The 20082-nt window shown below is 66.1% G+C and carries 17 protein-coding genes and 1 tRNA gene; 11 read left to right on the plus strand and 7 right to left on the minus strand.

Features of this window, described 5'->3' with window-relative positions; translation table 11 throughout:
• The first annotated feature begins 229 nt into the window (after window positions 1-229).
• From GGQ80_RS03240 to GGQ80_RS03250, 3 genes are read left to right on the plus strand one after another with little or no spacing between them, the layout of a single operon-like run.
• Entirely contained in the window at window positions 230-799 is a 570-nt protein-coding gene (locus GGQ80_RS03240; RefSeq protein WP_183982476.1) for a DUF1285 domain-containing protein, read from the plus strand.
• On the plus strand, window positions 796-1389 hold the full coding sequence (locus tag GGQ80_RS03245; RefSeq protein WP_183982477.1) for a CoA pyrophosphatase: 594 nt from the start codon (window positions 796-798) through the stop codon (window positions 1387-1389). Before GGQ80_RS03240 ends, GGQ80_RS03245 begins: the two co-directional genes overlap by 4 nt.
• On the plus strand, window positions 1380-2582 hold the full coding sequence (locus tag GGQ80_RS03250; RefSeq protein WP_183982478.1) for a CCA tRNA nucleotidyltransferase: 1203 nt from the start codon (window positions 1380-1382) through the stop codon (window positions 2580-2582). The genes GGQ80_RS03245 and GGQ80_RS03250 overlap by 10 nt, the downstream gene beginning before the upstream one ends.
• Here the strand turns inward: GGQ80_RS03250 and GGQ80_RS03255 are convergent.
• A complete protein-coding gene (locus tag GGQ80_RS03255; RefSeq protein ID WP_183982479.1) occupies window positions 2513-4186 on the minus strand; it encodes a putative bifunctional diguanylate cyclase/phosphodiesterase in 1674 nt (557 codons plus the stop codon). The genes GGQ80_RS03250 and GGQ80_RS03255 overlap by 70 nt on opposite strands.
• A 76-nt stretch (window positions 4187-4262) precedes the next feature.
• On the minus strand, window positions 4263-6509 hold the full coding sequence (gene parC, locus GGQ80_RS03260) for a DNA topoisomerase IV subunit A (RefSeq protein ID WP_183982480.1): 2247 nt from the start codon (window positions 6507-6509) through the stop codon (window positions 4263-4265).
• 50 nt (window positions 6510-6559) lie between these two features.
• On the opposite strand from parC, the gene GGQ80_RS03265 reads away from it, so the two are divergent.
• From GGQ80_RS03265 to purQ, 6 genes are all read left to right on the plus strand, one after another.
• Window positions 6560-7534, plus strand: coding sequence for an alpha/beta hydrolase (locus GGQ80_RS03265; protein ID WP_246346839.1), 975 nt, complete (start codon window positions 6560-6562; stop codon window positions 7532-7534).
• 4 nt (window positions 7535-7538) lie between these two features.
• Window positions 7539-8753, plus strand: coding sequence for a kynureninase (kynU, locus tag GGQ80_RS03270; RefSeq protein WP_183982481.1), 1215 nt, complete (start codon window positions 7539-7541; stop codon window positions 8751-8753).
• Window positions 8754-8816: 63 nt separating this feature from the next.
• Window positions 8817-9650, plus strand: coding sequence for a hypothetical protein (locus GGQ80_RS03275; RefSeq protein WP_183982482.1), 834 nt, complete (start codon window positions 8817-8819; stop codon window positions 9648-9650).
• A 174-nt stretch (window positions 9651-9824) separates the two neighbouring features.
• Window positions 9825-10604: a phosphoribosylaminoimidazolesuccinocarboxamide synthase gene (purC, locus tag GGQ80_RS03280; protein WP_183982483.1), complete on the plus strand. Its 780-nt coding sequence runs from the start codon at window positions 9825-9827 to the stop codon at window positions 10602-10604.
• Window positions 10604-10834: a phosphoribosylformylglycinamidine synthase subunit PurS gene (gene purS, locus GGQ80_RS03285; RefSeq protein WP_183982484.1), complete on the plus strand. Its 231-nt coding sequence runs from the start codon at window positions 10604-10606 to the stop codon at window positions 10832-10834. The genes purC and purS overlap by 1 nt, the downstream gene beginning before the upstream one ends.
• Complete coding sequence (gene purQ, locus GGQ80_RS03290) at window positions 10831-11496, plus strand: phosphoribosylformylglycinamidine synthase subunit PurQ (RefSeq protein WP_183982485.1); 666 nt, start codon at window positions 10831-10833, stop codon at window positions 11494-11496. The genes purS and purQ overlap by 4 nt, the downstream gene beginning before the upstream one ends.
• 1 nt (window position 11497) lies before the next feature.
• On the opposite strand, the gene GGQ80_RS03295 is transcribed toward purQ, so the two are convergent.
• A complete protein-coding gene (locus GGQ80_RS03295) occupies window positions 11498-12163 on the minus strand; it encodes a queuosine precursor transporter (protein WP_183982486.1) in 666 nt (221 codons plus the stop codon).
• Between the two features lie 134 nt (window positions 12164-12297).
• Between GGQ80_RS03295 and GGQ80_RS03300 the strand changes: the two genes are divergently transcribed.
• Both GGQ80_RS03300 and GGQ80_RS03305 read left to right on the plus strand, forming a co-directional pair.
• A tRNA-Arg gene (locus GGQ80_RS03300) sits at window positions 12298-12374 on the plus strand.
• 371 nt (window positions 12375-12745) lie between these two features.
• Complete coding sequence (locus GGQ80_RS03305; RefSeq protein ID WP_183982487.1) at window positions 12746-15649, plus strand: calcium-binding protein; 2904 nt, start codon at window positions 12746-12748, stop codon at window positions 15647-15649.
• 272 nt (window positions 15650-15921) lie between these two features.
• Here GGQ80_RS03305 and GGQ80_RS03310 read toward each other — a convergent pair whose 3' ends face one another.
• From GGQ80_RS03310 to GGQ80_RS03325, 4 genes are read right to left on the minus strand one after another with little or no spacing between them, the layout of a single operon-like run.
• The gene (locus tag GGQ80_RS03310; protein ID WP_183982488.1) at window positions 15922-16695 is read right to left on the minus strand and encodes a CpsD/CapB family tyrosine-protein kinase; all 774 of its coding nucleotides are present in this window, start codon (window positions 16693-16695) and stop codon (window positions 15922-15924) included.
• Window positions 16696-16706: 11 nt separating this feature from the next.
• Window positions 16707-18197, minus strand: a complete 1491-nt coding sequence (locus GGQ80_RS03315) for a GumC family protein (RefSeq protein ID WP_246346840.1) — start codon at window positions 18195-18197, stop codon at window positions 16707-16709.
• On the minus strand, window positions 18194-19525 hold the full coding sequence (locus GGQ80_RS03320) for a hypothetical protein (protein WP_183982489.1): 1332 nt from the start codon (window positions 19523-19525) through the stop codon (window positions 18194-18196). The genes GGQ80_RS03315 and GGQ80_RS03320 overlap by 4 nt, the downstream gene beginning before the upstream one ends.
• On the minus strand, window positions 19522-20022 hold the full coding sequence (locus GGQ80_RS03325) for a polysaccharide biosynthesis/export family protein (protein ID WP_246346841.1): 501 nt from the start codon (window positions 20020-20022) through the stop codon (window positions 19522-19524). Before GGQ80_RS03325 ends, GGQ80_RS03320 begins: the two co-directional genes overlap by 4 nt.
• Window positions 20023-20082 lie beyond the last annotated feature (60 nt).

Raw genomic sequence — 20082 nt, forward strand, 5'->3', positions numbered from 1 at the left:
CCCATAGCGTCTCACCATCTGCCGGTCCTCGTTACCGGCACCCTATGAATCACGCAGCGAGCCGCTTGGGAATCCGGCAAATGATGACACGCCCTCGTTTCGGCACCTCCCTGAGCCGCGCGAGACGCCCGCCCCAAGGAGACCCTGAAACAAGTTCAGGGTGACGGCTGATTGATCGAACACCGCCCCGACCCTTTACGCCCCCGCCCCGCGCGCCTACCTCGCCCCCATGCCGATGGATGCCCTTCCGGACCTGGCCACGCTCAGCCTGCCCGAAATTGCGCGACTCGCGGCCGAACGCCGCCTCCCGCCCGTCGAGCAGTGGAATCCGATGCATTGCGGCGACAGCGAGATGCGGATCGCGCGCGACGGCACCTGGTTTCATCAGGGATCGCCGATCGGTCGCGAGACGATGGTACGCCTGTTCTCGAGCATCCTGCGGCGCGAGGCCGATGGCGGTTATGTCCTCGTCACCCCGGTCGAAAAGCTCGACATCGCGGTCGAGGATGCGCCCTTCGTCGCCGTCGAGATGAAGGCGGATGGCGAGGGCCGCGACGCCCGCCTCGTCTTTCGCCTCAACACCGGTGACCTCGTCACCGCCGGCCCTGATCATGCGATGCGTTTCGCCGAGGAAGCGGACGGTCCCCGCCCCTATCTCCACGTCCGTGGCGGCATGGAGGCACTGGTCGCCCGCCCGATCTACTACGAACTCGCCGAGCGCGCCTTGGCCGAGGACCGCGACGTGCCCGGTGTCTGGAGCGACGGCGTCTTCTTCCCGCTTGCCGCCGGGCCCGCATGACGCTGGCCGAACGACTGGCCGACGCCCTAGTGCTCCACGACGATCCGACGCTGCCGATCCTGACCGGCGACGGGCGTGACGTCGAGGTGGCGACCGATCTGGCCGATGCTGCGGTGCTGGTCGCGATCACCGACCGCGCCGATCCCGGCGTCATCCTGACCCAGCGGACCGAGACGCTCAGCCGCCATCCCGGCCAGGTCGCCTTTCCCGGCGGCCGCGTCGACCCGACCGATCCCGATGCCATCGCCGCGGCTTTGCGCGAAGCGGAGGAAGAGATTGCGCTTCCCACCGGCGTCGTCGCGGTGATCGGCGTCGCCGACCGCTATCGCACCGGAACCGGCTTCGACATCACCCCCGTCATCGGGGTCGTCCCGCCCGACCTGCCGCTCGTCCCTGCCGAGGCGGAGGTCGCCAGCGTTTTCGAGGTCCCGCTCGCCTTCCTGCTCGATCCCGCCAACCACCGCCGCGCCTCGGCGATGTGGAACGGTCGCGAGCGTCACTATTACGAGATTCTCTGGCAGGATCGTCGTATCTGGGGCGCGACCGCGGGCATGATCGTCAATCTGTCGCGGCGGCTGGCATGGCATTGACGCTCGACGACGCGCCGTTCCGGCACCGCGAGGGGATCGACACGCTGCTGGCCGCGCTCGATGCCGGGGCGGGCTGCGCGCGCTACGTCGGCGGCATCGTTCGCGACACCTTGCTCGGCATCGACGCCGCCGACGTCGACATCGCCACCGTGTTCCCGCCCGAGGAAACGATGCGCCGGCTGCAGGCGGCCGGCATTCGCGTCGTGCCGACGGGGCTCGCCCATGGCACCGTCACCGCGGTGCTCCCTTCCGGACCGATCGAGGTCACGACCCTGCGCCGCGACGTCGATACCGACGGCCGCCATGCCGTCGTCGCCTTCACCGACGATTGGCGCGAGGATGCCGCGCGGCGCGACTTTACGATGAACGCGCTCTATGCCGATCCCGTCTCGGGGCGACTGTTCGACTATTTCGGCGGCCTCGACGATCTCGCCGCGCGCCGCGTCCGATTCATCGGCGATCCCTATCAGCGCATCGCCGAGGATCACCTGCGCATCCTGCGCTTCTTCCGCTTCCATGCCCGATTCGGCGATACGATTGACGCCGACGGTCTCGCCGCGTGCGAGGCGCGCGCCAACGACCTGATGGCCCTGTCGCGCGAGCGAATCGCCAGCGAGCTGATGAAACTGCTCGTCGCGCCCGGCGCGGTGCCGGTGATGCGGTTGATGGTCGAGCGCGGCATCCTGCGTGCCGTCCTGCCCGAAATCGCCGACGCCGGCCCGCTCGCTGGCCTCGCCACGCGGGAAGCGGCGGCGGGCGTTCGCGCCGATTCGGTCCGCCGCCTCGCCGCGCTGCTGCCGCCGGCCGCGGCGGATGCGGTGGGCGCGCGGCTGAAGCTGTCGAATGCCGACCGCAAGCGACTCGTCGCCGCCAGCCTGGGCGTCGGTGACGAGGGCGCCCGCGGCCTCGCCTATCGCATCGGCATTACCTCCGCGCTCGACCGCCTGCTGTTCGCGGGCGCGCCGGTCGACGACATCCTCGGGTGGGACGTCCCACGCCTGCCGATCGGCGGCGGTGCGCTGGTCGAGCGTGGGCTGTCGAAAGGGCCTGCGGTCGCTGCCGCACTTCGCGCGATCGAGGCGCAATGGATCGCCGAGGGGTTTCCCGACGCCGCTCGCGTCGATCAGATCGCCGATGCGATCGTCGGCACCAGCATCGCCAGCGCATCCGCCTCTTCCAGCGGCCGCGCGTAGTAATAGCCCTGGCCGTAAGAGCAGCCGAGCGCCGCCAGCGTCTGCGCCAGCTCGACCGTCTCGACCCCTTCCGCCGTCGTCCACATCCCCAGCGCCTGCGCCAGGCCAAGCACCGCGCGCACGATCGCGACCTTGTCGCGGTCGGCCAGCATCCCGGTGACGAAGCTCCGGTCGATCTTCAGCACATCGATCGGCAGCCGCTGGAGATAGGCGAGGTTCGAATAGCCCGTCCCGAAATCGTCCATCGCGAGCGTGCAGCCCAGCCCCTTGAGCGATTCCATGATCGTCGCGATTCGATCGGGCTCGCCGACGATCGCGCTTTCCGTCAGCTCGAGCGTGAAGCGATGCCCCTCGACCCGGTGCCGCGCCAGCGCGTCCTCGATCACCCAGGTGATCTGGTCGCGATGGAGCTGGATCGCCGACAGATTGACCGCCAGCTTGATCCCGCAATCGCCGCCGGCCGCCTTGTCCCAGCGCGCCAGCGTCGCCGCCGCCTGGTCGATCGCCCAGCGCCCCAGCGGTACGATCAGTCCCGATTCCTCAGCTACCGGGATGAAATCATTGGGCGAATGCACGCGCCCCTCACGGTCGGTCCAGCGTGCCAGCGCCTCGAACGACACGATCTGGCCCGATGCCAGGTCATAGATCGGCTGATAGGCAAGCCGCAGCTCGTTGCCGTCGATCGCACGGCGCAGCGCCGTTTCCATCGCGAACTGCTCGCGCGCGATCGAGAAGGCGTCGGGCTGGTACAGCTCGACCCGACCGGAGGATTTGGCGCGCTTCACCGCGAATTGCGCGTTGCGAATCAGGTCCTCGGGATCGTCGATCTCGGCATTGCCGACCGCGATGCCGATCGAGGCGGCGACGCCAATTTCATAGTCACTCAGGCGGAACGGGTCGGTCAGCGCCCGATCGATCCGCGCCGCCAGCTGTGCCGCCTCGATGGAGCCCTCGTCGGTTTCGATCAGCACGCCGAACTCGTCGCCGCCGATCCGCGCCAGCGCATCGCGCGCGCGCAGCACGCCCTTGATCCGACGCGCGATCGTGATCAGCAGCTCGTCGCCCGCCAAACTGCCCAGACACGCGTTCAGCCGGCCGAATCGGTCGAGGTTGATGACCAGCACCGCATAGCGTCCGCCGGTCACGTCGACCGCCTCCAGCATGTCGCTGAAGCCGACGCGGTTGGTCAGCCCGGTCAGGCTGTCGGTGGTCATCTCGCGGCGCAGCGTCCGCTCCGAATTCACCTGCGCCGTCTGGTCGAGGAAGGTGATCGCGCAGGCGTCGCGCCGCCGCACGCTCGGCCGCGCCAGCGTGACCTTGTAAAAACGGCAGTCGATGACCGCGCCGAAGCTCCAGTCGAACGTCTGCTGGATGTCGTCGGACAGCAGGAACGCGTCGATCCGCGCCGCCAGTGCTTGCAACATCGGCGATCGCTCGGCGACGATGCCCAGGCCCGCCAGACGATAGGGCGCGTTATAGGCTTCGAAGGCGAAGCCGCTGCCCTCGCGCACCAGATGGGCGGCGGGCACGGGCACCAGGTCGCAGCCGCGCTCCGGCGGCTCCTCTGAAAACGGTTGCTCTCGCGATGGGATTACGCGCGTCATCGCCGAACGCGATAGCCACACGGGAGTTAAGAGCGGCTGAAACAATAAATCGGTTTTAATCGACGAACGCCGCGTTTCACCCATCGAAACGATTGCTCCGGGGAAAGCCGCTCGGCGGCGTCCGTCCCGCCGCACCGCGCGCCGCGCGCCACAGCGACAGGTCTACCTCGGTCCGCGTCCGCCCGCTCTCGCCGCCCATCGGCCAGCTCAGCCCCTCGCTGAACACGAACGTCGTCGCATCGGCCAGCTGTCCCTCGCGGAACCGCTGCAGCTGAATGCCCTGCCCGCGCGTCATTTCGGGCAGCTCGCTCAGCGGAAACACCAGGAACCGGCGATTGTCGCCGACCGCCGCGACATAGTCCGCCCCCGCCGCCACCGGCCGCACCACGATCAGCTTCGCGCCGGTGCGCGGCGTCATCACCGTCTTGCCCTTGCGCGTTTCGGCGATCGTCTCGGCGATCGGCACGATGAAACCGCGCCCGTCGTTCGCCGCGATCAGCAGCTTGTCGACCCCGCGCGCAGTGAACAGCTTCACGATTCCCGTCGCGCCGTCGAGGTCGACCATCGCCCGCACCGGTTCGCCGAATCCGCGCCCGCCGGGCAGCTTGTCGGCGGCGAGCGTGTAGAAACGTCCGTTCTCCGCTGCCAGCAGCAGCTTGTCGGTGGTCTGCGCATGAAAGGCGAAGGCGGGGCCGTCGCCCTCCTTGAACTTCAGCGTCTCCGCGCTTGCCAGGTCGACATGCCCCTTCATCGCGCGGATCCAGCCGCGCTGCGACAGGATGACGGTGATCGGCTCGCGCTCGATCATCGCCTCCAGCGGAATGTCGCGCGTCGGCCCAGCCTCCTCGATCGTCGTCCGCCGCTTGCCCAGCGCCGTGTCGGGGCCATAACGATCGCGGATCTTCGTCAGGTCACGCTTCATCCGCGTCCGCTGCCGCGCCTCGGAACCGAGCAGCGTCGTCAGCATCGCCTGCTCCTGCTCCAGCGCCGCCTGCTCGCGCTTCAGCTCCATCTCCTCGAGCTTGCGCAGCGAACGCAGCCGCATGTTCAGGATCGCCTCGGCCTGGCGGTCGGTCAGGCCGAACTCAGCCATCATCACTGCCTTGGGTTCGTCCTCGGTGCGGATGATCTCGATCACCCGGTCGAGGTTGAGGAAGGCGATGATATAGCCGCCCACCAGCTCCAACCGGTCGGCGATTTTGCCCAACCGATGCTCGGTCCGCCGTCGCAGCACCACGAACTGATGCTCGACCCAGGCGCGCAGCACCTCGCCCAGCCCCATCACCCGCGGCGTGCGATCCTTGTCGAGGACGTTGAGGTTCAGCGCGAAGCGATTCTCCAGATCGGTCAGCCGGAACAGCCCGTCCATCAGCACCTGCGGATCGACCGTCCGGCTGCGCGGCTCCAGCACTAGCCGGATCTCGGCGTCGCTCTCGTCGCGCACATCGGCCAGGATCGGCAGCTTGCGGTCGTTGACCAGCGCCGCGATCGCCTCGATCAGCTTGCCCTTCTGCACGCCATAGGGGATCTCGCTGACCACCACCTGCCAGCCGCCGCCCTTCTCACGCTCGACCGACCAGCGCGCGCGCACGCGAAAGCTGCCGCGCCCGGTGGCATAGGCCTCGCGGATGATCGCCGGTGCATCGACCAGCAACCCGCCGGTCGGGAAGTCCGGGCCCTGGACGTACTGCAACGGATCGATCGTCGGATCGTCGATGATCGCGATCGCCGCGTCGAGCAGCTCGGCGGCATTGTGCGGCGGGATGCTCGTCGCCATGCCCACCGCGATTCCGCTCGCGCCATTCGCCAGCAGGTTGGGGAACAGCCCTGGAAACAGCTCGGGCTCCTGCTCCTCGCCGTTGTAGGTCGGGCGGAACGACACCGCGTCCTCGTCGAGCCCGTCCATCAGGTCGATCGCGACCTGCGTCAGCCGCGCCTCAGTGTAGCGATAGGCCGCGGCGTTATCGCCGTCGATGTTGCCGAAATTGCCCTGCCCGTCGACCAGCGGATACCGCAGCGCGAAATCCTGGGCCAGGCGGACCATCGCGTCATAGACCGACTGGTCGCCATGCGGGTGATATTTGCCGATCACGTCGCCGACGACGCGCGCGCACTTCTTGTATCCCTGGCTCGGATCGAGCTTCAGCAGCCGCATCGCCCACAGCAACCGGCGATGGACAGGCTTCAGACCATCTCTCAAGTCCGGCAGCGAACGCGCCGTGATCGTTGACAGCGCATAGACGAGATAGCGTTCCGACAGCGCACTGTCGAAAGGCGCGTCGAGGATGCCGATCGGCGGTTCGTCGGTGATGTCGGTGGCCATGGTTGGGGCCATGGATAGCAAGCGTGGAAGGCTTTCGCTAGGAACCCGCCATGATCCGTCTTGCGCTCGCCGCCGCGCTCGCCATGCAGTCCGCCATGCCGAGTTACACGCCCATGCGCTGGCCCGCGCTGCTCGACCGCCCGCACCCTCAGCCGAGCGCCACCGTCGCCTATGGCGACGACCAGATGCAGAAGGCCGATGTCTGGCTGCCGCGCGGCAAGGGGCCGTTCCCCGTCGTCCTGATGGTTCATGGCGGTTGCTGGCAGACCGAGATCGCCGACCGTCGCATCATGGACTGGATCGCCGATGACCTCGTCAACAGCGGCGTGGCGGTGTGGAACATCGACTATCGCGGCGTCGATCGTACCGGCGGCGGCTATCCCGGCACCTTCGCAGATGCTGCCAAGGCCGCAGACCAACTCGCTGTCGATGCAGCAAAATACAATCTCGATACGCGGCGGATCGTTGCGGTGGGCCACTCCGCGGGCGGCCATCTGGCGCTATGGCTCGCGGGCCGCGCCAGGCTGCCCCGCACCAGCCCGTTGTGGAGCGCCAGCCCGCTGCGCATCGCCCACGCGATCAGCCTCGGTGGCCTGCCCGATCTCGAGGCGACCGCCGCCAGCCCCGACAACGGCTGCGGGACCGAGGTGGTGAGCAAGCTGATCAGCGGACACTATGCCGACACCTCGGTCCCTCGCCTGCTGCCGCTCGGCGTGCCCCAGGATCTGGTCAACGGGCGCGAGGACAAGATCATCCCCTACCGCCTCGCCACCGACTATGTCACCAAGGCCAAGGCCGCTGGCGACACGGCCACCCTCCACACCGTTCCCGATACGGGCCACGTCGAACTGATCGCCCCCGAAACCCCTGCCTGGGCCGAGGCCAAGCGCCTGATCCTGGCGATCCTAAATCCTCCCCGGCACGGGGAGGGGGACCATCGCGCGACACGCGATGGTGGAGGGGGTTCTCCGCCAAACTCATCGCCCGTGAAACACGTGGCGCCTTCCCATGCCGGAAAGGACTGAGGACATGAACCTCGCCTCCGCCCGCGCCCTCGACGCCGCCGACCCGCTCGCCCGCTACCGCGATCTCTTCGCTCTGCCCGAAGGCGTCATCTACCTCGACGGCAACTCTCTCGGCGCGCTGCCCCGCGCGGTGCCCGCGGCGCTCCAGGACACCGCCACCCGCCAATGGGGCGAGCGCCTGATCCGCAGCTGGAACGAGGGCTGGATCGACGCACCGGCCCGCCTTGGTGCCAAGATCGCCCCGTTGATCGGCGCCGCGGCCGACGACGTGATCGTCGGCGATTCCACATCCTCCAATTTGTTCAAGCTGCTCGTCGCCGCGCTTCGCGTCGATCCGGCACGGCGGACCATCGTCAGCGAGACGGGCAACTTCCCCACCGACCTCCATATCGCCGAGGGTGCTGCCGGCTGCGTCGAGGGCGCCCGCCTCGTGGCCGTTCCCCGCGATGGACTGGCCCAGACGATCGGTCCCGATACCGCCGTCGTCCTGCTCACCCACGTCCACTACAAGACCGCTGAGCAATTCGACATGGCCGCCTGGACCCATGCGGCGCATGAGGCAGGCGCGCTGATCCTGTGGGATCTCAGTCACTCGACCGGCGCCGTCCCCATTGATCTCGACGCTGCGAACGCCGATCTCGCGGTCGGCTGCACCTACAAATATCTCAATGGTGGCCCCGGCGCCCCGGCCTTCCTCTTTGTTGCCAAGCGATGGCAAGAACGGTTTGCAAACCCCCAGTCCGGTTGGATGGGGCATGCCGAGCCATTCGCCTTCACCGACGCCTATGCCCCTGCCGCCGGCATGCGCCGCTGGCTGGTCGGCACCCCACCGATTTTCGGTCTTGCCGCCCTCGAAGCCTCGCTCGACATCTGGCGGGACGTCGATCAGCGCGCCGTCGCCACCAAGAGCGCCCAGCTGTTCGACATAATCGCCGCCGCCGGCGATGGGCTGGGCCTCGACTGCGTCTCGCCCCGCGATCCGGCAAAGCGCGGCAGCCACATCAGCTTCCGCCACCCTCACGCCTACGCGATTACCCAGGCACTGATCGACCGCGGCGTCATCGGCGACTTCCGCGATCCCGACATCCTGCGGCTCGGCCTGACGCCGCTGTATCTCAGCTACGAGGACGTCTTTCACGCCGGCGACATCCTCGCCGACGTCATGACGTCGGAAGCATGGCGCGACCCGCGCTTTGCCGAGCGGCAGACCGTGACCTGACGCCCCCTCGCCTTAATTCCCACGAAGTAGATGGTGATTGAATATCATCGTGGGAGGGCAAGGATGCGCGGACGTCTGCTGATCTCGTCGTTGCTGGCGCTGGCCGCCTGTTCCAAGGCGCCCGACGCCGACGACGCCGCGGACGCGCCTAGCGCCGGCCCTGCCGTCAACGTCACCGCCGCGCCAGGCGTCGCCTTCACCTACGCTTATCGCTTCCGCCTGCCCGCCGCCCGCATCGCCGGCGCGCAGGAGGCGCATGCCCAGGCTTGTGAAAGGCTTGGTGTCAGTCGCTGTCGGATAACTGGAATGCGTTACCAGCTTGCCGGCGAGAACGACATCCGCGCTGCCCTCGAGTTCAAGCTCGATCCCACGCTTGCCCGCGCCTTTGACAAGCGCGGGATCGACGCAATCACCGCCGCCCAGGGTACGTTGGTCGATGCCGACATCACCGGCCAGGATGCCGGCGCCGCACTCGCCCGGCTCGCCACCGACCGCACCCGCGCGATCGACGAACAGCGCCGCCTCGATGCCCAGCTCGCCACCGCCGGCAGCCGCGCCAGTGACCGTGATACCCTCCAAAACCAGCGGGCCGATGCGGCTCGCCGCCTCGCGAGCCTGGACGACGAGGCCGCCGGCCAGCGCGCCAGCCTCGTTACCACGCCGATGAGCTTCGCCTATGATTCGGGGCCCGCGATCGCCGGCTTCGACGCCAGCGCACCCATCCGCAGCGCCGCCGCGATCGCGATCGGTTCGGCCCAGCTCACCCTCGGCGTCGCGCTCGGCACCGCCGCGGCCTTTGGCCCGCCGCTCCTGCTGCTGGTCCTGTTCTGGCTCGGCTGGCGCCGCCTCGGCCCATCGATCCTGCGACGGTTCGTCGTCGAGCGACCCGCCGGCTGACGTGCGGCGCGCTTCACCCATGGCATTCGGTGTGTGAAGAGTCTCAACATTCGCCGTGGGCAAGCGCCCCGTGATTGCACCCCCCGCCCCCATCCCCTATAGCCCGCGGCATCTCAACGGCCCGGCCGCGCCCCTCGCCGCCGGGCCGCTCACTATTTATGCGAGGTAACGCGCATGGCTCGCCGCCGTCAGATCTACGAGGGCAAGGCCAAGATCCTCTACGAGGGTCCTGAGCCCGGCACGCTGATCCAATATTTCAAGGACGATGCGACCGCCTTCAATGCCCAGAAGAAGGGCACGATCAACGGCAAGGGCGTCCTCAACAACCGCATCTCCGAGCATGTGTTCACGCTGCTCGGCACGATCGGCGTCCCCACCCACTTCATCCGCCGCCTCAACATGCGCGAACAGCTTGTCCGCCAGGTCGAGATCGTGCCGATCGAGGTGGTGATCCGCAACTATGCGGCGGGCTCGCTGTCGAAGCGCTTGGGGATCGAGGAGGGCACGCAGCTGCCCCGCACGATCATCGAATATTATTACAAGGACGACGCACTCGGCGATCCGATGATCACCGACGAGCATATCGCCGCCTTCGGCTGGGCCAGCCAGGACGAAATGCACGACATCCAGGACCTCGCGATCCGGGTGAACGACTTCCTGTGCGGCCTGTTCGCCGGCGTCGGCATCCGCCTCGTCGATTTCAAACTCGAATTCGGCCGGATCTGGGACAACGACTACGGCCGGATCATCCTGGCGGACGAGATCAGCCCCGACGGCTGCCGGCTGTGGGACATGGAATCGAACGAAAAGCTCGACAAGGACCGCTTCCGCCGCGATCTGGGCGGCGAGGCGGAGGCGTATCAGGAGGTGGCGCGCCGGCTCGGCCTGCTGCCTGAAGGCGAGGATGGCGCCGTCCTCGATCTCGACTCCCACCGCAAGCGCCGGGGCAAGTAATGAAGCTGAACGTCTACGTCACGCTCAAGCCGGGCGTGCTCGACCCGCAGGGCAAGGCGATCCACCACGCGCTTGGCAGCCTGGGGTTCCAGGGCGTCGAGGATGTGCGTCAGGGAAAGCTGATCCAGCTCGACGTCGCCGATTCGACCAGCGACGCCGACATAGATTCGATGTGCCGCCAGTTGCTGGCGAACACCGTCATCGAAAATTATCGGGTGGAAAAGGCGTGAAGAGCGCGGTCATCGTCTTCCCCGGCTCGAACTGCGACCGCGACCTTGCCGTCGCGTTGAAGGCGGTGACCGGTCGCGAGCCGATGATGGTCTGGCACGGCGACAGCGCACTGCCCGACGGCGTCGACTTCGTCGGCGTGCCGGGCGGCTTCTCCTACGGTGATTATCTACGCTCCGGCGCCATCGCCGCCCGGTCACCGATCATGCGCGCCGTGGTCGAGGCCGCGGATCGCGGCGTCACCGTCTTCGGCGTGTGCAACGGCTTTCAGGTGCTGACCGAAGCGGGGCTGCTCCCCGGTGCGCTGATGCGCAACGCCGGCCTGAACTTCGTCTGCCGTACCGTGCCGCTCACTGTCGCAGGCGAATCGCGGTTCACCGCAGGATACAAGGTCGGCGAGACCATCGCCGTGCCCGTGGCGCACCACGACGGCAACTATGCCGCCGACGAGGCGACGCTGGACCGGCTCGAGGGCGAGGGACGAATCGCTTTCCGTTATGGCGAACCGGTCAACGGCTCTGCCCGCAACATCGCCGGCATCGTCAACGACCGCGGCAACGTACTGGGCATGATGCCCCACCCGGAACGCGCCTTCGAGCCCGCCCACGGCAACACCGATGGCCGCCGCCTGTTCGAGGCGTTGGTGGATGGTGTCGTGGCCTGAGCTACAGCTTGGCGCGGAACGGGGAGAAATCGGTGCCCTGATCGAAGACGTCGACGCCCTCCGCCCGTTTCAGCCAGCCGACGACCAGATAAGTCACGGGGGTCAGCAATACCTCCCAGCCCACCTTCAACGCCCATTGCGTGTACAGCACCGTGACAACGAGGTCGGGCGTCCACCCTGTCGCACCCCAAAAGGCGAGCGGGTAGAAGATCAGGCTGTCAACGCCCTGCCCGACTACCGTCGACCCGATCGTTCGCGCCCAGAGGTGCCGCCCACCCGTCCACAGCTTCATCCGGGCGAGGACATAGGCGTTGACGAACTCGCCCGCCCAGAAAGCGCAGACGCTCGCCAGCACGATCCGCGGCACCTGCCCGAACACGGTTTCGTAGGCCGCCTGATTCGTCCAGCTCGGCGCCGGCGGCAGCGCGACGACGACCCACGACATGCCCGCCATGAACAGCGTGGCGCCGAATCCGGCCCAGATGACCCGGCGCGTGCGACTGTATCCGTAAACCTCGGTCAGCACGTCGCCGATGATATAGCTTAGCGGAAAGAACAGAATTCCTGCCCCAAACGGCCACAGACCGACGACAGGCAGGTTGACCACCGCCACTTTGCCGGCACCCAGCACATTGGATAGCAGCAAAATCGCGACAAATGCCGACATGACGAAATCGAAGTAGCGAAATTGCCCGCCAGCGATCGCGTCCGCTCTAACCTGTGGCTGATCTCCATCCGTCATTGCCCCGCTATGATGGCGGTTTCCGCGCGGCGCAATCCGCGCTACGCGCCCTTCCGTGCGCGCCCGTAGCTCAGCTGGATAGAGCACGAGCCTTCTAAGCTTGTGGTCGCAGGTTCGAACCCTGCCGGGCGCGCCACTGCCTCATACGCGCCCGCCCTCCTCACCCAAAGCGCCGAGCCGCCCCGGTATTGCGGCGGCTCGACCTTAACCCGTGAAGTCAGCGCAAAGAAATTCCGACAAGGGTACGACTCCCCCCTGACGCCACTTGCGAGCAGCTTTCCGAACGCCGGCCCCCTACCGCGGCATTAACTACGAACGTCGAAGCGTGTCATAGTTAAGATCAAGTAAATCCCCCGTTTTTGCTGTGTTTTCAACGAACTTGAGGCCGGCACGATCCACCGCCATTTACGAGATCGCAAGCACTTAAGCCCTATTGAAATCGTCGACGACAGTCGCCCCAGCGGCGGCCACCTCCCGGCTCAGTGCCGAAGCGGAAGGCGATTGACGATGCCCAAAATCGGCATGAATTTGGAAAGCGCGGGCCTTACTTACTATGGTAAGACTTATCCATTCATCGACTTGATGATGACGCATGGTGGCTGGTCCGCTAAGAATTTGTCCTATGACAATCTCCCCGATGGTTCCGTGATTATTAACGCGGTTACCGGACTTCCCGGCGGCCAGGCGTCTAACGTCTCTCAGATCCGGACGGGCTTTGCCATTCAGCCTGCATCATGGTCAACAAGTGATCACTATGTCGTTACGTGGGAAGGTGCGGGATCTGTTCAGATTCTCAACGCCACGAACGTTGTTCAAGGAAATCACAGCTATACCTTTGACTATACCAGTGAGGATACCACAGCGGTCCTTGTCTTAACGGGCCTCAGTGATAGCGACCCACTTAGGGCGATTCACGTTGTACGAAGCGATGAAGTTTCCGCCTTCAACTCGGGCGCAATCTTTGGGCCGGAGTTCTTGGCTAAGGTTTCGCAATGGGGCGTCATACGTTTCATGGATTGGGGTCGGACGAACGGTAGTCAAGTCGTTTCTTGGGGCGAATTGCCGACTGATAAATCGGTCTGGGAAGAAACCGGCGTTCCGCTCAAGACAATGGTCGATCTCGCCAATGCAGCGGGAACCGACATGTGGTACAACATACCCGCGCACGCGAATGACGGCTTGGTGACGCAGGCTCTGACTTATATCCGTGATCACCTAAACCCCAGCCTGAAGCTGCATCTCGAATATTCGAACGAGGTATGGAACTGGTCGTTCGAGCAGACTCACTATGCCCAAGACCAGGGAAGGATTCTTGGTCAGCAGCTAGGCGTATCGAATATTGGCGCGATGGAATGGTATGGTTACCGTTCCGCGCAAATTGCCAAGATGACGGATGACGTCTTTGGCCAACACTCGCCACGCGTCGAGAATGTGATTGCTACCCAAGCGTATTATCGCGGCCTCGAAGATTACATCTGGACGGGTGTCCGCTTGGCGAACGTTGGAACGCCGGGGAGTCTATTCGAAGAATACGCCATCGGCGCCTACTTCGGGCACAATTTCGACGCCCAGAATGCAAGCGACAAGGCCAAGCTGCTAGGTTGGGCGCGCCAAGGCGCGGCGGGACTTGACGCAGCATTTCAGGAGCTGAGTGTCGGCGGCCAACTGACGGACAATTACTCGCTAACAACCCTCCGCTCGGTGGTCGCCTATCAGGCGTCCATCGCCCACCAGTACGGCTTGGATCTGGTCGCCTATGAAGCCGGTCAGCACCTGACCGCTAACGGCTATCAGGGGCAGGATCAGATCGATTTCGTCGCGTTCATCGGGCGGCTCGTCAACGATCCGCGGATGGGTCAGCTATACACACAGATGATCAACGATTTCGCGGCTGCCGGTGGTACGCTACTGACGGCGTTCAACGACATTGGGTCGGCCACGCGGTACGGCGCGTGGGGCGTCCTGGACGACATCCACCTGTCGAGCTCGCCTCGCTATGATGCGTTGGTCAGCGCGCAGCAGGCCGCTGCGGCCAGCACGCCGGCGCCTAGTCCGGCACCGACGCCCACCCCGGCTCCGACGCCTAGTCCGGCACCGACGCCCACCCCGGCTCCGACGCCAACACCGGCGCCAACGCCCACGCCAACGCCAACACCGGCGCCAACGCCAACGCCGACCCCGGCTCCCACTCCAACGCCAACACCTGCGCCCACCCCGGCGCCCACCCCGACGCCTGGCCCCACTCCGGCGCCGACGCCGACACCGGCTCCTACGCCTACGCCTGCTCCCCGGCCAACGCCCACTCCGACGCCGGCACCGGGTCCAACACCGACGCCGACGCCGGTGGTAGTCGCCGTGCCCGCGGTGACGGAGGCGCGCACCGTGATGACTAGCGTCAGCCAGGTACTCGGTGCGGCCGATCTGGTGACAAAGATGGCGGTGGCCGACCCCCTGTCGCACACGGCCATCAATCTGACCGGTAACGCGCTCGACCAGATGATCACCGGCAATGCCGGCGACAACATCATCAACGGCATGGGCGGCAACGATACGATGATCGGCCTCGGCGGCAACGACACCTACTTGGTGCGCGGGCCTGGCGACGTCGTGATCGAGGCGAACAGCGGTGGCCAGGACACGGTGTTCACCACCGTCAGCTACTCGATGGGCGAGTCGGAGGTCGAAATCCTTTCGACCGTCACTCAGATCGATACGACGCCCATCAACCTGACCGGCAACTTCACCAGCCAGACCGTTATCGGCAACTATGGCAACAACGTCATCAGCGGCGGCTATGGCACGGACACGCTGATCGGCCTGAAGGGCGACGACACCTACATCGTCTACGACTCGAACACGCAGGTCATCGAAAACGCCGGAGAGGGCACCGACGTCGTCCTGGTGGGCGTCAACTACACGCTCGCGCCCGGCGCCAGCGTCGAGCAGCTCATCGTCCAGGACCGCAGCTCCACCACCGGCTTCCGGCTCGGCGGCAACGAAGTGTCACAGCTCATCGCCGGCGGCCAGGGCGCCGACACGATCAACGGTGGCGGCGGGATCGACACGCTGATCGGCGGCGGCGGAGCGGATCACTTCGTCTTCTCGACGCCGCTCGGCAACGGCAATGTCGACATCCTCGCCGACTTCCAGCCCGGGGTCGACAAAATTGACCTCAGCCGGAACATCTTCTCGTCGCTGCCCGCGGGCACGACGCTCTCGGCCGACAATTTCGCGATGGGCAAGGCCGCCGACGCCAACGACTATATCATCTATGATCAGTCGAGCGGCCAGATCTTCTACGATGCCGACGGCAGCGGCAGCGGCGCAGCGGTGCTGTTTGCGGTCGTCAGCTCGGGCACCGCGCTGACCTTCAAGGACTTCGAGGTCATGAACACCGGCGTGGGTGCCTGACACCCGCATAGAGATCGAGCCGGACGGGGGCGGTGACCACATCGGTCGCCGCCCCCTTTTGTTATGGGCGCTCCGCCCTCTGCGTGCGCGACACAGGGCGATGATCATCAGGGCGGGATTGAGGCCCTTTATAGGTGAGGTCGAACAGCGCCCCGGCAAGAGCGACACCCGCCCTGCCGAAACGATGGCCCTGCTCCACGCCAACCATAGAAAAGGGGCGGCGACCCATCGGTCACCACCCCGCTTATATCGAACCTTGCCCGGCAGACGGCTCAGGAATAATATTCGGCGTAGGAACCCTGACTGCCATAGCCGAACCCGTAATCCCCGCCGAAGCCCTGAATGTAGCGGTTCAGCACCGTGCCGAGACACTTCTCGGGCCCCAGCAGGCGCATCGAGTCCTTCAACTGCTTCGAGGTGGTCACGCCATCCTCGACCACCAGCAGATAACCGTCGAGCTGCTCGCAAGCGATCATGGCGTCGTCGTTCGCGAACACCGGCGGCAGATCGCACATGAAGATCGACGGCTCGCGCACCGCCCGCATCCCGGCGATCAGCGACGAAAAGCGCGCGCTCGCCATCAGTTCGGACGAGTACATCTCCTTCTCGAAGGTCGGATAGATGATGAGCTTTTCGTCCTCCATCCGCCGCGCCATGCCGTCGATCGTGTCGACGTCGCCGCTCAGATAGTCCGCTAGACCGACGCTGGGTGGAATCCCGAAGCGCTGCGCCACGGACCCACGGCGAAGGTCGAAGTCGAACAGGAACGTCTGCATCTCGGGAATGCGCGACAGCGATGCCGACAGGTTGGAGATGACGAAGGTCTTGCCGACCTGCGGCGTCGGCGATGTCAGGCCGATGATCCGGCGGCCGTCACCCAGCATCCGCACGATCTGCGTGCGCAGCAGGTTGAACGCGCGCGAGCGCTGATCGCGACCCATGAAGCCGACCAACGCCGGATCCATATGTTCGCGCGTGACGGGAGCGGCTTCGGTCTTTGCACGAAGCATCTGCGCGGCGAGCGACGCCGCATCCATGTCTGCCACTGTGTGTCTCCTCAGCCGGCCGTTGCTTCGCGCTGGCGCTTGTTTCGGCGCCACGGCAGCCAGCCGCGCGGTTTGTTGCCCTTCTTGTCGCCGGTGATGATCGGAATCGTGACCAGGGGCATATGACCCGTGACCCGCTGGACCGCACCCACCCCGCGGATCGGCCGCATCAGCAGCTCGATCAGCAGCGCAATGCCGAGCCCGAGCGCCAGGCCGCCGAAGATGCCGCCGGCGACCAGCAGCGGCCGGTTCGGCCAGCTCGGCTCATCCGGCACGACCGGGGGATCGATGACAGAAAGACGCTCGCCCTTCTGCTGATTCTCCAGCTTGGCGGCGCCCTTGGCGTTCATCAGGTTCGTCGAGACGACCTGATAGTTGGCGCGAAGGCCATCGGCCTTCGATTCCAGCTGGGCGACCTGCTCGTTGACCGCCGGCGCCTTCGACTGCGCCGCCATCACCGATGCCGCCTGCGACCGCTCGCTCGACGACAGGCCGCGCAATTGCGCGATCGTCGCGTTGTTGGTGGCGATCTGCGCCTGGATCGACGAGACCGTGGTGCTCTGCTTCTGGTTGCGGGCGGCGAACTGCTTCGCTTCCGCCAGACGCTGCTCGGCCAGGCGGACGTCGGGGTGGTTGTCCGAATAGACTGCCTTGGCTCCCGCCAGCTGCGCCTCGGCCGCCAGCACCGCGGGATCACGCGCCGCGGCATTCGCCTGCAGGCTGGCCGCCTGGGCGAGCTGCGAATTCTCGCGCTGCAGCGACGCGATCTGCGCCTCGTATCCGCCGCCGCCGCTCGGCATCATCATCATGCCGGCGCTCGACAGAGCGGTGCCATTCGCCAGCTTCAAGCGCTGGATCTGCTGCTCGATAGCGGTGATCTGCGCCGACAGGTTCGATGCCTGATCCTGCAGGTAGCTGACGGCCCCGGCGGTCTGCTGCGAGCTTTGCGCCGCATCGAGGCGGATGAGCCGCTCGACGAAGTCCTGCGCGACGAGCTGCGCCTTCTGCGCTTCGGGATAGATGAAGCTCAGCGTGAACGCGATGGTATTGCTCTGGTTCGGCCCCTGCTGGCCGATGTCCGCGCTGACCGGAGCGATCGTCGTGTTCTTGCGCATCCGGTTGATCAACGCCGACAGCGTCTCGGTCTGGCGCTCGTCGGCGTAGAGGTTGTTGTTCTCGATCAGCTCGATCAGATCGGGGCGGCTGAGCACCTGCTGACGGATCTTGGCGACGCGCTTGTCGATCAGCGACGAAACATTGCCGGTCCCGGTCAGCTCGGCAGGCAGCTGGGGCGATTCAACCAGCAGCGTCGCGGTCGACTCATAGCGCGCGGGCAACAGCACTGCCGCTGCCACGCCGCCGACCGAACCCACCACCAACGGCGCCAGGATCCACCATTTGCGCTGCCAGGCGATCGACGGAAGATAGGCGAGGAACCCGCCGTCCTCCTGCTCCTGGTCCGCCTGCATCTGCGCCGCGGCGGTCGAGGTCATGTCGTTCATTGCGTCCTGCCCAGCGAGATCGAGAGACCCGCACGGCCGGAGATATCGGCGCGCGGCGAGAAATTGGCATAGGCCGCGTCGCGATATTGGGCCGTGGCGATCGCAGACAGCCGCTCGCTGAGCCGGCGCGAATAGGTTCCCGACACCACCCAGGTGTCCTGGTCGCCGATCACGAACGGCGAATTGACGAGGCGGCTCGAGAAATCGGATCGAACATAGCTGGCCGTTGCTGACAGCGTCGAATATTGGCCGACGCGCCGCGTGTAGCTGCCGCCGATCGACGTGGTCGTGTTGGTCCCCGCAAAACCGCTGATGCCGGGCGCGCGCGAGGCGAACAGGCAATAGCTCGTCAGCTCGTCGGATCGGCACAGGTTGGCCGAGCCGCTGAAGATCGTGCTGTTACGATCGGGCCCGAACGGACCCGAGGCATTGGTGAAGCTGGCGCCGAGCGACAGATCGAAGGTCAGCCGCTGCGACAGACGATAGGTCAGCGTCCCCTGCGGCGAATAGAAGGTCGAGCTTCCCTGCGATCGGTAATCGGCGCGCGTGGCGGAGCCGCGCAGGCCGATCGACAGCGCCTCGGTGACCCGGCGATTATAGCCGAGCGACCCGCCGTAGCTGGTAAAGTCCTGCACGAACTGGCCGGCCCGCAAGCCCGGATATGTCGTCCGCTCGCCGAAGACATTCGCCGACCAGGTCGAACGAGCGGTCGGCTGATAGGTGATGCCCGTTGCGGCATTCAGCGTGTTGCGTCGTTGACGCAGGCCGATCAGCCCGACGTCGCCGCCCGGCACTACGGGATTGATGCCCGTCTCACCGGGAAGGAAACTACCGTTGCCGACGATCGGATTGGTCGCCACCGGCAGGACACCAGGTGTCGTGACGGTCGTCGCGTCGATACCCGGCACTACTGTCGACACGGCGTTCTGAACCAGGCCGAAGCCATTGCTGTTGCCGATGATCCCGGTCGAGAAGCCCGCCGACGTATTCAGCGAGAAGCGCGGGCTGATCTGGTAATTCGCGCTCGCGGCGACGCCGGCGTTGTCGTTGCCGCCGTATTTCGAGAAATATTGCGACCGGTTGTAGAAGCCTTGGATCACGCCGCTCGCCCGAGCATCGGTGATCGACACCTGCGGGCGCAGGTCGATCTGGGCGGAGGCGGCGCCGGTATCGCGATTGGTGTCGAGCAGGAACGGGTTACGTTCGTAGCCGACGGTGGCGGTGGCGGTGGCCGACGTCCGGACGACCGGGTCGCTCGATGCCACCAGCGGCGTCAGACAGGTCGCAACGGCACCCAGCGTGCCGAAATAGCGGATGGCGCGGCTCACGGGACGATGACCGTGTCACCGCTGACCAGTTCCGGCAGGCCGGACAGGTCACGCTGGTTGGGATTGCCCTTCATCGCATCGGACAGACGGACGCGGATCGGCGCAAGCGCGCCGCCCTGCTTGCGCAGGATCAGAACGTTGCCGAGATCGGCGAACTCGGTGGGGCCACCGGCGACACCGATCGCTTCCAGGATATTGAGATACTTGCCCGGCGTGAACGTACCGGGCGACCGCACCTTGCCGATCACCGAATATTGCAGGCCGGTCGGCGCCCGCACCGACACGGTTACCTGCGGCACCTGGTCGCGGAACTGCGACGCCAGGCCGCGCGAGATCGCCGCCTCGATATCGCTCGGCAGCTTGCCCGCCGCCTCGATGCGGCCCGCAAGCGGGAAGGAAAAGGTGCCGTCCGGCAGAACGCGAATCTCGCGCTGGAGCCGTTCCTCGCCCCAGACATAGATCTCCAGCTCGTCGCCCGGGTTGATTCGATATGGCATCAACCTTGCAGCACTGGCGCTCTGCGCAGTGGCCGTTTGCGCCACCGCGGGCACCCCGAT

Source organism: Sphingomonas jinjuensis (assembly GCF_014197105.1).
Classification (GTDB): domain Bacteria; phylum Pseudomonadota; class Alphaproteobacteria; order Sphingomonadales; family Sphingomonadaceae; genus Sphingomonas; species Sphingomonas jinjuensis.

Excerpts from the sequence above, each read along its gene's own strand:
- GGQ80_RS03240 (WP_183982476.1), top strand. The coding sequence starts at position 230 with ATGCCGATGGATGCCCTTCCGGACCTGGCCACGCTCAGCCTGCCCGAA.
- GGQ80_RS03245 (WP_183982477.1), top strand. The coding sequence starts at position 796 with ATGACGCTGGCCGAACGACTGGCCGACGCCCTAGTGCTCCACGACGAT.
- GGQ80_RS03250 (WP_183982478.1), top strand. The coding sequence starts at position 1,380 with ATGGCATTGACGCTCGACGACGCGCCGTTCCGGCACCGCGAGGGGATC.
- GGQ80_RS03255 (WP_183982479.1), bottom strand. The coding sequence starts at position 4,186 with ATGACGCGCGTAATCCCATCGCGAGAGCAACCGTTTTCAGAGGAGCCG.
- parC (WP_183982480.1), bottom strand. The coding sequence starts at position 6,509 with ATGGCCACCGACATCACCGACGAACCGCCGATCGGCATCCTCGACGCG.
- GGQ80_RS03265 (WP_246346839.1), top strand. The coding sequence starts at position 6,560 with ATGATCCGTCTTGCGCTCGCCGCCGCGCTCGCCATGCAGTCCGCCATG.
- kynU (WP_183982481.1), top strand. The coding sequence starts at position 7,539 with ATGAACCTCGCCTCCGCCCGCGCCCTCGACGCCGCCGACCCGCTCGCC.
- GGQ80_RS03275 (WP_183982482.1), top strand. The coding sequence starts at position 8,817 with ATGCGCGGACGTCTGCTGATCTCGTCGTTGCTGGCGCTGGCCGCCTGT.
- purC (WP_183982483.1), top strand. The coding sequence starts at position 9,825 with ATGGCTCGCCGCCGTCAGATCTACGAGGGCAAGGCCAAGATCCTCTAC.
- purS (WP_183982484.1), top strand. The coding sequence starts at position 10,604 with ATGAAGCTGAACGTCTACGTCACGCTCAAGCCGGGCGTGCTCGACCCG.
- GGQ80_RS03295 (WP_183982486.1), bottom strand. The coding sequence starts at position 12,163 with ATGTCGGCATTTGTCGCGATTTTGCTGCTATCCAATGTGCTGGGTGCC.
- GGQ80_RS03305 (WP_183982487.1), top strand. The coding sequence starts at position 12,746 with ATGCCCAAAATCGGCATGAATTTGGAAAGCGCGGGCCTTACTTACTAT.
- GGQ80_RS03315 (WP_246346840.1), bottom strand. The coding sequence starts at position 18,197 with ATGAACGACATGACCTCGACCGCCGCGGCGCAGATGCAGGCGGACCAG.
- GGQ80_RS03325 (WP_246346841.1), bottom strand. The coding sequence starts at position 20,022 with ATGCCATATCGAATCAACCCGGGCGACGAGCTGGAGATCTATGTCTGG.